Annotated in this window: 13 protein-coding genes; 4 read left to right on the top strand and 9 right to left on the bottom strand. The window is 65.7% G+C overall.

The window, feature by feature from the left end; genetic code table 11:
* Positions 1 to 111: 111 nt before the first annotated feature.
* The 4 genes from KUV65_RS03180 (at position 112) to KUV65_RS03165 (ending at position 5,187) form a co-directional block, all read left to right on the top strand.
* The gene (locus KUV65_RS03180; protein WP_222187444.1) at positions 112 to 1,671 is read left to right on the top strand and encodes a helicase HerA-like domain-containing protein; all 1,560 of its coding nucleotides are present in this window, start codon (positions 112 to 114) and stop codon (positions 1,669 to 1,671) included.
* 133 nt (positions 1,672 to 1,804) lie between these two features.
* Positions 1,805 to 3,796 (top strand): heme lyase CcmF/NrfE family subunit, encoded by a 1,992-nt coding sequence (locus tag KUV65_RS03175; RefSeq protein WP_222187442.1) that lies wholly within the window; start codon positions 1,805 to 1,807, stop codon positions 3,794 to 3,796.
* A complete protein-coding gene (locus tag KUV65_RS03170) occupies positions 3,793 to 4,311 on the top strand; it encodes a cytochrome c-type biogenesis protein (RefSeq protein WP_222187441.1) in 519 nt (172 codons plus the stop codon). Before KUV65_RS03175 ends, KUV65_RS03170 begins: the two co-directional genes overlap by 4 nt.
* Before the next feature lie 99 nt (positions 4,312 to 4,410).
* Positions 4,411 to 5,187, top strand: coding sequence for an enoyl-CoA hydratase-related protein (locus KUV65_RS03165; RefSeq protein ID WP_222187440.1), 777 nt, complete (start codon positions 4,411 to 4,413; stop codon positions 5,185 to 5,187).
* A 71-nt stretch (positions 5,188 to 5,258) separates the two neighbouring features.
* Here KUV65_RS03165 and KUV65_RS03160 read toward each other — a convergent pair whose 3' ends face one another.
* The 9 genes from KUV65_RS03160 to KUV65_RS03120 all read right to left on the bottom strand — a co-directional run bounded on the left by KUV65_RS03160 (position 5,259) and on the right by KUV65_RS03120 (position 13,158).
* Entirely contained in the window at positions 5,259 to 6,569 is a 1,311-nt protein-coding gene (locus KUV65_RS03160; RefSeq protein WP_222187439.1) for a branched-chain amino acid ABC transporter permease, read from the bottom strand.
* Positions 6,566 to 7,576, bottom strand: a complete 1,011-nt coding sequence (locus KUV65_RS03155) for a branched-chain amino acid ABC transporter permease (RefSeq protein WP_222187438.1) — start codon at positions 7,574 to 7,576, stop codon at positions 6,566 to 6,568. The genes KUV65_RS03160 and KUV65_RS03155 overlap by 4 nt, the downstream gene beginning before the upstream one ends.
* A complete protein-coding gene (locus KUV65_RS03150; RefSeq protein ID WP_222187437.1) occupies positions 7,577 to 7,942 on the bottom strand; it encodes a hypothetical protein in 366 nt (121 codons plus the stop codon).
* Positions 7,939 to 8,373 (bottom strand): hypothetical protein, encoded by a 435-nt coding sequence (locus KUV65_RS03145; RefSeq protein WP_222187436.1) that lies wholly within the window; start codon positions 8,371 to 8,373, stop codon positions 7,939 to 7,941. The genes KUV65_RS03150 and KUV65_RS03145 overlap by 4 nt, the downstream gene beginning before the upstream one ends.
* Entirely contained in the window at positions 8,370 to 8,741 is a 372-nt protein-coding gene (locus KUV65_RS03140; RefSeq protein ID WP_222187435.1) for a hypothetical protein, read from the bottom strand. Before KUV65_RS03140 ends, KUV65_RS03145 begins: the two co-directional genes overlap by 4 nt.
* A 5-nt stretch (positions 8,742 to 8,746) precedes the next feature.
* Complete coding sequence (locus tag KUV65_RS03135) at positions 8,747 to 9,430, bottom strand: ABC transporter ATP-binding protein (protein WP_261331652.1); 684 nt, start codon at positions 9,428 to 9,430, stop codon at positions 8,747 to 8,749.
* A 143-nt stretch (positions 9,431 to 9,573) separates the two neighbouring features.
* The gene (locus tag KUV65_RS03130) at positions 9,574 to 10,362 is read right to left on the bottom strand and encodes an ABC transporter ATP-binding protein (RefSeq protein WP_222187434.1); all 789 of its coding nucleotides are present in this window, start codon (positions 10,360 to 10,362) and stop codon (positions 9,574 to 9,576) included.
* Between the two features lie 80 nt (positions 10,363 to 10,442).
* On the bottom strand, positions 10,443 to 11,642 hold the full coding sequence (locus KUV65_RS03125; protein WP_222187433.1) for an ABC transporter substrate-binding protein: 1,200 nt from the start codon (positions 11,640 to 11,642) through the stop codon (positions 10,443 to 10,445).
* 79 nt (positions 11,643 to 11,721) lie between these two features.
* Positions 11,722 to 13,158 carry a TRAP transporter large permease gene (locus KUV65_RS03120; RefSeq protein ID WP_261331575.1) on the bottom strand — a complete coding sequence of 479 codons (1,437 nt, stop codon included), beginning with the start codon at positions 13,156 to 13,158 and terminating at the stop codon, positions 11,722 to 11,724.
* Positions 13,159 to 13,160: the final 2 nt, after the last annotated feature.

Below are 13,160 nucleotides of genomic sequence, written 5' to 3'. Positions count from 1 at the left end.
GGAACGTGCCCAATGACCGAAAGGCGCGTGGGACTGGGTTCATGCTGGCGTGGACTGGTTAAGATTGTATTGTGATCGGCGAAGAATGATCGACACGGGGGCAGGGGCCTGATGGAGAACGGTATTTTCATTGGCGGCGGCGGCGCGGACTATGCCGAGCCGCAGCATCTGCTGCTGAATTACGCCAACCGTCACGGGTTGATCGCCGGGGCGACCGGCACGGGCAAGACCGTCACCCTCCAGATCCTGGCCGAAAGCTTCTCGGCAAGGGGCGTCCCCGTCATCCTTGCCGATGTGAAGGGCGATCTGGCGGGCCTTGGCCAATCCGGGAGCGAGGGGTTCAAGCTCCATGAGGCGTTCATGGAGCGGGCGGGCAGGATCGGCTTATCCGACTATGCCTACCGGTCCTTTCCGGTGACCTTCTGGGACCTCTTTGGACAAAAGGGCCACCCGGTGCGCACGACCGTGGCTGAGATGGGGCCACTGCTGCTGGCGCGGCTTCTGGAACTGACCGAGGCGCAGGAAGGGATCCTGAACATCGCCTTCCGCGTGGCCGACGAACAGGGCATGGCGCTTCTGGATCTGAAGGACTTGCAGGCGCTGCTGGTCTGGGTGGGTGAGAACCGCAAGGATCTGTCGCTGCGCTATGGCAACGTGTCGACCGCGTCGATCGGCGCGATCCAGCGGCGGCTCCTGGTGCTGGAGGGGCAGGGCGGCGACAAGCTGTTTGGGGAACCCGCCCTTGAACTGGACGACCTGTTCCTGACCGATGACGCAGGGCTGGGACGGATCAACATCCTTGCCGCCGACACCCTGATGCAGAGCCCACGCCTTTACGCGACCTTCCTGCTATGGCTGCTGTCGGAACTGTTCGAGGAACTGCCCGAGGTGGGGGACCCCGACAAGCCAAAGCTGGTCTTCTTCTTCGACGAGGCCCATCTGCTGTTCGAGGACGCCCCCAAAGCACTGGTCGACAAGGTCGAACAGGTGGCGCGCCTGATCCGCTCCAAGGGGGTGGGGGTCTATTTCATCACCCAGAACCCGGCGGATGTGCCGGATGACATTCTCGGCCAGTTGGGCAACCGGGTGCAGCATGCGCTCCGGGCCTTTACCGCCAAGGACAGGCGCGACCTGCGCCACGCGGCCGAGAACTACCGCGACAATCCGCGCTTCGTCATCGAGGATGCGATCCGCGAGGTCGGCGTGGGCGAGGCCGTGACCTCGATGCTGGAGCGCAAGGGCATCCCCGGCATGGCCGAACGCACCCTGATCCGCCCCCCCTCCAGCCAGTTGGGGCCGATCGACGAAGGCACGCGCGCGGCGCTGATCGCGGGCTCCCCCGTGGCGGGCAAGTATGACCAAGTCGTGGACCGGGAAAGCGCCTTCGAGATCCTTCAAGCGCGGGCGGCCCAGGCCGCCGCCGAGGCGGAGGAGGCCGAACGCGCCGAGGAAGAGGCAGAGGTGGCTGAACGCGAGTATCGGTCGGCGCGGCGCTATTCGGGGACGCGCGTCTCGCGGTCGAGCTCGCGCAGCAGCTCCAGCCGCAGCCCGTCGTCCCGGTCGGATTCGGTCGGCACCGCCTTCGCCAAAAGCTTCGCGCGCCAGTTGGGCACCCAAAGCGGTCGGGCGGTTGTCCGCGGGATCCTGGGCGGGCTGTTCCGGGGGCGCTAGGCTGGCAGTGTGATCACGAACCCGCGATTGCGGGGGCTTCCTTAGGCAAATCCGATGCGCCGCACTGACGCATCCACTTGGCCTGCGGAGCGGGTCGGCTTATGGTCTGGTCTACAGACCAAAAGGCATCCCCATGATCGTAGAACTCGGACATTTCGCCCTGATCCTCGCCTTCATGGTGTCGATCTTCCAGATGATCGTGCCGATGATCGGCGCAGCCCGCGGGCTTCCCGGCTGGATGGCCGTCGCCGAACCGGCAGCCACGACGCAATTCCTGCTGACGGCCTTTTCTTTCGGGGCGCTGACATACGCCTTCGTCACCTCTGATTTCTCGCTCAGCCTTGTGGTATCGAACTCGCACACACTGAAGCCGCTTCTCTACAAGATCAGTGGCGTTTGGGGGAACCACGAAGGCTCGCTGTTGCTGTGGGTGCTGATCCTGACCCTGTTCGGAGCCTGCGCGGCATGGTTCGGGGCCAACTTGCCGCCGACCCTCAAGGCGCGGGTTCTGGCGGTGCAAAGCTCGGTCTCGGCGGCCTTTTTCGCCTTTATCCTTTTCACGTCGAACCCGTTCATCCGGCTCGCCGTGCCGCCCTTCAACGGGCAGGACCTGAACCCGCTCTTGCAGGATCCGGGCCTGGCGTTCCACCCGCCGTTCCTCTACCTCGGCTATGTCGGCCTGAGCATGGCGTTCTCCTTCGCGGTGGCCGCCCTGATCGAGGGGCGCGTCGACGCCGCATGGGGCCGCTGGGTGCGCCCTTGGACGCTGGCGGCCTGGGTCTTCCTGACCATCGGCATCGGCCTGGGCAGCTGGTGGGCCTATTACGAACTGGGCTGGGGCGGTTTCTGGTTCTGGGACCCGGTCGAGAACGCCTCTCTCATGCCGTGGCTGATCTCGGCGGCGCTGCTGCACTCGGCCATCGTGGTCGAGAAGCGCGAGGCGCTCAAAAGTTGGACGATCCTGCTTGCGATCCTTGCCTTCGGCTTCTCGCTGATCGGCACCTTCATCGTGCGCTCGGGCATCATCACCTCGGTCCATGCCTTCGCCAATGACCCGGAACGCGGGGTGTTCATCCTGCTGATCCTCGCCTTCTTCATGGGTGGGTCGCTACTGTTGTTCGCGCTGCGCGCCAGCGCGATGGAGGCCAAGGGGGTCTTCGGGCTGGTCAGCCGCGAGTCCGGGCTTGTCGTGAACAACCTGCTGTTGGCGGTGTCGACCTTCGTCGTGTTCATCGGGACGATCTGGCCACTTCTGGCCGAGATGTTCTTCGAGCGGACCCTGTCGGTGGGCGCGCCCTTCTTCAATGCAGCGGTGACGCCCTTCGCCTTCGGTCTGGCGGCGGTGCTGCCCATCGGGGCGATGCTACCGTGGAAACGGGCGCGGATCGGGCGCGTGGTGAAAACCCTGCTCCCCGCAATGATCCTGGCGATTGCCGTGGGCCTGCTGGCCTTCACGATCTACACCGGCCACTCCATCCTTGCGCCCATCGGCGTGGCGCTGGCCGTCTGGCTGGTGGCGGGCGCCTTCGTGGACCTGTGGTCGCGCACGGGGCGTGGCCCGATCGGCAGCCGCCTGTCGCGCCTGACGCGGTTGCCGCGGGCCGACTGGGGCAAGACGCTGGCCCATGCCGGTGTCGGCATCACGCTGTTCGGGATCGCGACCCTGACCGGCTACGAGCGCGAGGATATCCGCGTCGCGCAGATCGGCGAGCCCTACACGGTCGGCGCTTACGAGATCGAGTTGCAGGGCGTGGACGAGGACGTGCGCGGCCCGAACTACCTATCCACCATGGCCACCATCGCCGTGCGCGAGGCCGATAGCGGGCGGCTGATCTCGGTCCTGAACCCCGAGCGGCGCGTCTACCCCGTGGCGGGCATGCCCACCACCGAGGCGGGGATCAACAACGGGTTCACCCGCGATGTCTACGTCACGCTCGGCGATCCGCAGGACAATGGCGGGTGGGCCGTGCGGACATGGATCAAACCCTTCGCGAACTGGATTTGGGGTGGCACGATCATCATGGCGCTTGGCGGGCTGTTCAGCCTGAGCGACCGTCGCTATCGCGTGGCCGCCGGCGCGGCCAAGCAGCGCCGCACGCCGAGCGAGGGGGTGCCTGCAGAATGATCTGCCTATCGCGTTTCCTCGCCCGCCTTGTCCATGGCGCCCGCGCGTTTTTGCGGCGGGGCTTGCCGCACCTGATCGTCCTGATGATGGTCGCGGCCACGCCTGTGCTGGCCGTGCAGGCCGACGAGGTTCTCGATGACCCGGTGCTGGAAGAGCGGGCCCGCGACATCAGCGCGAACCTGCGCTGCGTGGTCTGCCGTGGCGAATCCATCGACGAGTCGAACGCCACCGTGGCTCGCGACCTGCGCCTTCTGGTGCGCGAACGCCTGGTCGAGGGCGACTCGGACGAAGAGGTCATGGCCTATGTCGTGGATCGCTACGGCGAATACGTCCTTCTGCGGCCCACGTTTGGCGGGGCGAATATCCTGCTGTGGTGGGCCGGGCCGCTCCTCCTGCTGATCGGGCTTGGCTTGGCCATTGGCTATCTACGCCGCCGGTCGCGCGCCGAGGCCCCGACCGAGAGCGCGCTCAGTGCTGAGGAAGAGGCCCGTCTGAAGGAAATCATGGGCGACTGACACCTGTACTGCGTCATGCGTGACGTGGCGTTTCAGCTTTCGCAGCCGCCCCGGCCTGTCTAGTCTCCGCCCCGACAGGATCAGGGGAGGCACCGGCCCATGCAATACGAAACGATCACGCGCGAGGATGCGGATGGGATCGCGACCATCACCTTCCGCCGTCCGGAGGTGATGAACGCGCTCAACACGCAGATGCGGGCTGAACTGACCCACGCCGTCAGCCATGCCGCGCAGGAGGCGCGGGTGGTGGTTCTGACCGGCGAAGGGCGGGCCTTTTGCTCGGGGCAGGATCTGGGCGACCGGGCCAATATCGCGAACCTCAATATCGAGCGGACCCTGCGCGACGAATATATCCCCATGCTGATGGCGATCGTGGAGTGCCCGGTGCCTGTGATCGCGGCGGTCAATGGCACGGCGGCGGGGGCGGGGGCGAACCTTGCGCTGGTGTGCGACGTGGTTATCGCCACCGAGTCCGCCAGCTTCATCCAGGCCTTCACGCGGATCGGCCTGATCCCCGATGCGGGCGGCACCTGGGCCTTGCCACGGCAGGTGGGTTTGGCCAAGGCGATGGGGGCGGCGCTTTTTGCCGACAAGATCAGCGCGCAGCAGGCCAGCGACTGGGGCATGATCTGGGAGGCGGTGCCGGACGAGACGTTCGAAGCGCATTGGCGGGCCCGCGCGGCGCATCTGGCCAATGGCCCGACCGAGGCGCACAAGCGCGTGAAAGCGGCGATGAAGGCCAGTTTCGGAAACACGCTGGAGGAACAGCTGTTGCTGGAAGGGCAATTGCAGGGCCAATGCGGCAAGACCCGCGACTTCAAGGAAGGGGTCTTGGCCTTCCTCGACAAGCGCGAGGCGAAATTCGAGGGGCGCTGAAACAGCAACGCCCCGGATAGAAAAAGGGCCGCCTTTCGGGGCGGCCCTTTGCGTTTGGCTTTGTGGCGTGCTCAGCGCTCGGGGATCAGGCCCTTGGGGCTGAACCGCAGAACCAGCAGCAGGATGATGCCCATCGTCATCAGGCGCATATGCGCCGCCGATCCGAGGAGATGCTCGCGCAGGGCCGAGCCCTCATCCATTCCCGCGGTAATCCCCTGCATCAGCCACAGGCCGATGGGTTCGACCATCACCCACAGCCACCAGATCAGGAACCCGCCCAGCACGGCTCCCCAGTTGTTGCCGGACCCGCCCACTATCACCATCACCCAGATCAGGAAGGTGAAGCGCAGCGGCTGGTAGGACGAGGGGACAAGCTGGCTGTCCAGCGTGGTCATCATGGCGCCCGCGATCCCGATCACGGCCGAGCCCAGGATGAAGACCTGCAAGTGGCGCCGCGTGACGTCCTTGCCCATCGCCTCGGCGGCGACCTCGTTGTCGCGGATGGCGCGCATCATGCGACCCCAGGGCGAGTTCAGCGCCTTCTGGCTCAGCCAGATCAGGACCAGGAGCACCGTCACGAACAGCGCGGCATAAAGCAGTTTCACCGTGATGGTCGAGGCGCCCACCGGGTCCGAGCCCATGGAAGCGGCGAAATTCTGGAAGCTTTCGGAGGCTTGCAGATCGACCTCGTAAGGAACAGGACGCGGAATGCCGATCACGTTCTTCACGCCCCGCGCCAGCCAGTCCTCGTTCTTGAGAACGGCGATGATGATCTCGGCGATGCCGAGGGTCGCGATGGCCAGGTAATCGGACCGCAGGCCAAGCGCCGTCTTGCCGATGATCCAGGCCGCCCCAGCCGCCAGCAGGCCGCCGACAGGCCAGGCGACCAGCACCGGCAGGCCAAGCCCGCCCAGGTAGCCGCTGACCGAGGGATCGACGGATTCAACCGCCTCGACGCCCGCATCGAAAACACCCCGGAAAAGGAAGAACCCGCCGACAAGGATCACCAGCAAGGCGATGCCGCGCATCCGGCCTGCGGGCATCTTCTGATACGTCAGGATCGCCGCGATGATCGTCGCGGCCCCCAGGGTCAGCCCGAGGATCACACCCAGGCCACCTGCGGACCAGGCCTCGCCCACCGGGTCCATCGACACCAGCACCGTGGCCAGCCCCCCAAGCGCCAGAAAGCCCATGACGCCCACGTTGAACAGGCCCGCATATCCCCACTGGATATTCACGCCGAGCGCCATGATCGCGCTGATCAGGCCCATGTTCAGGATCGTGAGCGAGGTATTCCACGACTGCACGATCCCCGTCCCGATGAACAGGATGGCGACAAGGGCAAAGAGGGCGACGGCCCGGATGTTCACGGCTCCGCTCATACCGATTTCCCCTTCATGATGCCGGTTGGTCTGAACAAGAGGACGATCAGCAGGATGCCGAAGCTGACCGCGAACTTGTAGTCGGTGGACAGGAGTTGCAGCAGCCCCTCGGGCTCTAGGCTTTCGGGCAGGAGATAGCCCACCACCTTGCGGAAGGCGTAGGTGACGGCGACCTCGGAATAGGCGATGACGAACCCGCCGAGGATCGCGCCAAGCGGGTTGCCCAGGCCGCCCACGATCGCCGAGGCGAAGATCGGCAGCAGCAGCTGGAAATAGGTGAAGGGCTTGAAGCTCTTGTCGAGGCCGTAGAGAACCCCCGCCGTCGTCGCCAGCGCCGCCACGATCAGCCAGGTGATCAGCACGACGCGTTCGGGGTTGATCCCCGACAGCAGCGCCAGGTCCTCGTTGTCCGAGAAGGCCCGCATGGACTTGCCCGTCCGCGTACGGTTGAGGAACCAGAACAGCAGCGCCACGGCGATGATCGCCACGACAATGGTCAGGCCCTGGCTGGTGCGAAAGGCCAGCCCTTCGTCCAGGCCAGTCATCTCGCGGAAATCGCGGGCCGAGATGATGAAGCGCTCGCCATCGGCAAAGCGTTGGTCATCCACGCCGATGATGAAGCGCACGATCCCGTTCATCACGAACATCACGCCGAGCGACGCGATGACGTAGATGATCGGCTTGGCCTTTTGCTGGCGGTAGAAGCGGTAGACCACCTTGTCCGTGCCGATCAGCAGAAGGCCCGTCACCGCGATCCCGACAGGCAGGGCCAGCAGCGCGGTAGGAAGCGGCCCCAACGAGATCCCCAGCGATTGCAACCACCAGGTCACGAGGATCACCACCATCGTGCCGAAGGCCATGGTGTCGCCATGGGCAAAGTTGGAAAATCGCAGGATGCCGTAGATCAGCGTCACCCCAAGCGCCCCAAGCGCCAGTTGCGCGCCATAGGCGGTGGCGGGGATGAGGACGAAATTGGCAAGCGCCACCAGGGCGTTGAGGAAATCCATTCAGGTCAACTCCTCGCATGTTCCGAAGTAGCTGGTCGCCGCGCCGCGCTCGTCCCCGCCATGCAGGGTGAGGCGCGTGCGCGTGTCAGCCTCGATTGTCAAAAGCAGGGCGATATCCCCGCCATGCCCGGCATAGTGGCGTGGCGCAGAGGGGCCAGCCGACAGGCGGGCGACCGGGATATCCGCGCCAAGGCCCGTGACGAACAAATCGCCCGCGTGATCGGCGGGCAGAAGCGAAAGGCGCAGCGCCGCCGCTTCACAGGCCGCGCCGATGCCGCAGGACACCGTCAACTCGCAGTCCCACGGCTCGGCCTGCGCCGTTGCCGCGCAAAGCGCAAGGGCGAAGGGCAGGGCGACGGGTTTCATTGATCGGCCCCCTCGGGGATCAGCGCGGGGCACACGCCCCCGGCGGTGACGGAGGGCGGTGTCAGATGCGGCTGGTGCAGCGTCACAGCGATATGGCCGATATCGGAGAGGGTCACGATCTGCACCGCTTGCGTATCGTCGGCGGCATGGACCAGCGTTCGGATACGCGCCGGGCGCAGCGAGCCTTCGGGGGCGGGGATATCCGCCACCAGCGTATAGCCGGCGCGGCGCTCGCCGGCCCAGTCGACGGTCCAATCGCCCGCCTCGTCCTCGGGCGCGACGACGGTGATGGTTTGTTCCCAATCCTGGCATGGCGCGACGCCAAGGCAGATCACGGACAGATCGCAGGTGATCTCCTGGCCCGGCGCCTGCGCGGAAACGGACGCGACCGACAGGGCGGAGAGGGCGGCGGCAAGAAACAGGCGGGTCATGAGTATCCTCTCACGCAGGGGCCGATGAAACTGGCAACGCTGAGGCGACCGCCCGGCCCGATCCTGTGGCGGGTCAGAACGCCTTCATCGCCCGGTGTCAGGGTGAAGAGCATCGTTTCAGCGTCGGTTTGGAACGCAAGGGCGAGGCCGCGCGCATCGAACCCGTCCAACGGTTGCCCCGTCAGGACGGTGCCGTCGGCTTCGAAACTGTAGGTGCCATCGGTATGGGACAGGTCGAACGGAATGCCCTCATGCGCCTCGCAGTCGATCTCGGGCGCGCAGACCAGCGTGAAGGCGCAGGCCACGGGCTGGGCCAGCGCAGGCGGCGCGGCGAGCAGGATCGACAGGGCGAGGGCAGGGGCGTGCATTCCGGTCAGCCCCCGAGGAAGCTCTGGCGCACGTCGGGATCGGCCAGCAGGTCCTTGCCGGTGCCGGTATGGGCGTTCGCGCCCTGCACCAGCACATAGCCCCGGTCGGCGATCTCAAGCGCCTGGCGGGCGTTCTGCTCCACCATCAGGATGGGAATGCCGGTGCGGCTGACTTCGATGATCCGGTCGAAGAGCTCGTCCATCACGATGGGCGAGACGCCCGCGGTGGGTTCGTCCAGCATCAGCACCTTGGGCTTTGTCATCAGCGCGCGCCCCACGGCGACCTGCTGGCGCTGACCGCCCGACAATTCGCCCGCCGCCTGGTCGCGTTTCTCGCGCAGGATGGGAAACAGGTCATAGACCTGCTCCATCGTCTCGCGGAAATCGTCGCGGCGCGTGAAGGCCCCCATCTCCAGGTTTTCCTGCACCGTCATCGAGGTGAAGATGTTCGACGTCTGCGGCACGAAGCCCATGCCTTTCTGCACGCGCGCCTGCGGGGTGAGGTGGGTGATATCCTCGCCATCGAGAACCACGCGCCCCTTGCGCAGGTTCAGCATGCCGAAGACCGCCTTCATCGCGGTGGATTTGCCGGCACCGTTCGGGCCCACGATCACGGCGATCTCGCCGGGGTTCACCGCGATGGTGCAGTCATGCAGGATGTCGGCGCCGCCGCCATAGCCGCCGGTCATCGCCTCGCCGATCAGGAAGGCGTCCGCGCCCTCGACCCGTTCGGCATGGCCGCCCGCAGGGACCGGGTCACCCATGTGATCGACCGGCGTTCCGGTGACGGAACGGTCGTTGTTGCCGCGATCCTCGTAGCCGCTTCCGCCGCTCATGCCCCCGCCTCCAGCTTGTCCTTGTTCTTGAGGCCCGTGCCCAGGTAGGCCTCGATCACCTGTTCGTTGGCCTTGATCTCGGCGATTGACCCCTCGGCCAGCACGCGGCCCTCGGCCATGCAGATGACCGGGTCGCAAAGGCGGCCGATGAAATCCATGTCGTGCTCGATCACACAGAAGGTGTAGCCGCGTTCCTGATTCAGGCGCAGGATCGCGTCGCCGATGGTGTTCAGAAGGGTCCGGTTCACGCCCGCGCCGACCTCGTCCAGGAAGACGATCTTGGCGTCCACCATCATCGTGCGGCCCAGTTCCAACAGCTTCTTCTGCCCGCCCGAGACCATGCCTGCGGGGTGATCGGCGAGATGTTCGATGGTCAGGAACTCCAGCACCTCGTCGGCCTTGGCCTTGAGCGCGCGTTCCTCGTCGGCGATGCGTTTGCGGCCGAACCACGTGTTCCACAGGCTTTCGCCCGACTGGCCGGCGGGCACCATCATCAGGTTCTCGCGGCAACTCATCGAGGAAAACTCGTGCGCGATCTGGAAGGTCCGCAAAAGGCCCTTGTGAAACAGCATATGGGGCGGAAGGCCGGTGATATCCTCGCCATCCATCACGACGCGCCCCGAGGTGGGCGGCAGGACACCGGCGATGACATTGAACAAGGTCGACTTGCCCGCGCCATTCGGCCCGATCAACCCGGTGATCGAGCCGGTTTCGATGGTCAGGCTGGCGCCGTCCACGGCATGGAAGCCGCTGAAGTGCTTGTGCAGGTTTTCGACCGAGATCATGTGCGGCTCACCCCCATAAACGAAGCAGCCCGGCGATTAACCGGGCTGCGACCTGACCTCAAGCCCAATGGGCCGGGATCTTAGCGATATTCGACTGTTTCCAGCACGCCGTCCTGCATCTCGACGACGCGGTAGGAGCCGGCGGCTTCACCTGCGCCGATCATCTCGACACCGGTTGCCCCCTGGTAGTCGATCTCGCCGCCCTCGGCGAGGATCTCCAGCGCACGGCCCAGTTCGCCGGGCATGATCGGCTCACCGGGGGCGTTGGCCACGTCCATGATCGACGCGGCGTATTCGGTGCCCACGGTCGAGCCTGCGGCCTGCATGGCCAGCATCAGCAGCGCGGCGGCGTCATAGGCTTCGGCCGAAAACACCGAGGTGCTGTCGAAATCCCCGCCTTCTGCCGCGGCTTGGTACATTGCGACGCCATCGCCCTGTGCGCCGGGCGCGGTGCCAAAGCTGCCGTCGATGTCGCCGCCGAAAATCTCGGCCAGCGTGTCGCCGACCATGCCGTCGCCGAAGGCGAAGGTGTCGAACGCGCCGGTATCAAGCGCCGCCTGCACGACACCCGAGCCGCCCTGGTCGACGTAACCCAGCACCACCAGCACGTCGCCGCCGGCCGAGGCAAGGGCGCCCACTTCTGCCGAATAGTCGGCGCGGCCATCTTCGTGAGCGGCCACCAGCGTCACTTCGCCGCCCGCCTCTTCGTAGGCTGCCTGCAACGCGTCGGCAAAACCCTGGCCGTAGTCGTTGTTGGTGTAGGTGATGGCGATCGATTCGATGCCACGCTCCATCAGCAGGCCGGCCAGCACCTCGCCCTGACGTGCGTCGGACGGGGCGGTGCGGAAGAACAGGCCGTTATCCTCGGCGCTCGACAGCGCGGGGCTGGTCGAGGCGGGCGAGATCATCGGAACGCCGTTCGGCACGGCCACGTTGGCGAGGATCGCGGAGGACATGCCCGAGCAGTCCGAGCCCATGATGCCGACGACGCCCTCGGTCGTAATCACGCGCTCGGCGTTGGCGGTGGCGCCTGCGGCATCCGAGCAGAACGTGTCGGCGCGCACGGCGGTCACGGTCATCCCGTCCATGAAGGCGCCCGACTCGTTGACTTCGGCGATGGCCAGTTCGGCGCCGCCTGCGATCGGCGGCACGAGGCTTTCGATCGGGCCGGTGAAGCTGAGCAGGATGCCGAGCGGCACTTCGCCGCCGCCATGGGCCTCGGCAAACGCGCCGCCGGTCATGGCCACGGTCGCGGCCGAGGCAAGAAGGATCTTTTTCATCTGATGTCTCCCTAATGGACATTCGGATCGTTGCGCGCGGACACTACCACGCGCAATTTCGGTGAAAAGAGGCATTCGCCTAGATCAGCGAGGGCAGCCACAGCACGATGCCGGGGAAGGCGATCAGGACCGCAACGGTCACCACGTCGGCGACGAAAAACGGCGATGCGCCCCTGAAAACATCCTGCACCGAGATGGGCAGTTTGCTGTCCTTGGCGACGCCCGCGACGACGAAGCAGTTCAGGCCAATGGGCGGCGTGATCAGGCAGAGCTCGGCCATTTTCACCACGATAATCCCGAACCAGATCGCGCATTCCTCGGCGGTCATGCCGAAGGCGGAGGCCTCCCGCGTGACGTCAGGCCCGCCGTTAAGGGCAATGATCGCGGGGAAGGTCACGGGCAGCGTCAGGATCAGCATCCCGATCGCGTCCATGAACATCCCCAGCACCACGTAGACCAGCAGGATGGCCAGCAGGATCAGGTAGGGCGAATACTCCAGCCCGCCGATGAAGTTGGCAAAGACATCCGGCAGTTGTGCAAAGCCAAGGAAGCGCACGAAGATCAGCACGCCCCAGATCATCGCGAAGATCATGGCCGTCAGCTTGGCGGCCTCCATCAGCGCACCTTTCAACTCGCGCCATTTCATGCCCTTCCACAGCGCCATGACCAGCACCACGAAGGCCCCAAGCGCGCCCGCCTCGGTCGGCGTGGCCCATGCCCCGTCCTCGCCGCGATAGTAGATCGAGAAGATGATGATGAAGATCACGAACATGATCGGCATCGCCCCGGGCAGCGAGGCAAAACGCTCGCCCCAGGTGTAGCCAGTGACGGGCGGACCAAGGTTCTTTTTCCACTTGGCCAAGCCGATCACCAATCCGGCGTAGATCAGCGCCGAGACGAAGCCTGGCAGGAACCCCGCGAGCAGGAGTTTGCCCACCGACTCCTCGACGATGATCGCGTAGATCACGAGGATGGCCGAGGGCGGAATGAGGCTGGCCAGGGTACCGCCCGCCGCGACCACGCCCGCGGCAAAGGCCTTGTCGTAGTTAAGACGCAGCATCTCGGGGATGGCGATGCGCGCGAAAACGGCCGAGGTGGCGACCGACGCGCCCGAGACCGCGGCGAAGCCCGCGGTGGCAAAGACCGTCGAGACGCCCAAGCCGCCCGGCACCCAGCCGACCCAGCGTTTCGCAGCCTCGAACAGCGTCCGCGTGAGGCCTGCGTAATAGGCGAGATAGCCGATGACGATGAAGGTCGGGATCAGGCTGAGCGCGTAGCCCGAGGATTTCGAGTGCGGCACCTGGCCCGCCAGCTTCAGCGCGGTCACAAGGCCCCGGTCAAAGCCCTGCCGCTGCATGAAGAAGACGCAAAGCCCGACGATGCCGACGAAGGCCGCGGCAAAGGCCACGCGCACCCCGATCAGCACGAGGATCAGAAGCAGCCCGCACAGCCAAAGCGAGACGTCGAAGATGTCCACGCCTTCGAGCAGGGCGCGCATGTCGATATACTCATCCATGA

It is taken from the genome of Maritalea mobilis (genome assembly GCF_019800885.1).
GTDB lineage: Bacteria > Pseudomonadota > Alphaproteobacteria > Rhodobacterales > Rhodobacteraceae > Roseibacterium > Roseibacterium beibuensis.
The sequence above is the reverse complement of the archived record's forward strand: the minus strand, read 5'-3'. Positions and strand labels throughout refer to the sequence as shown.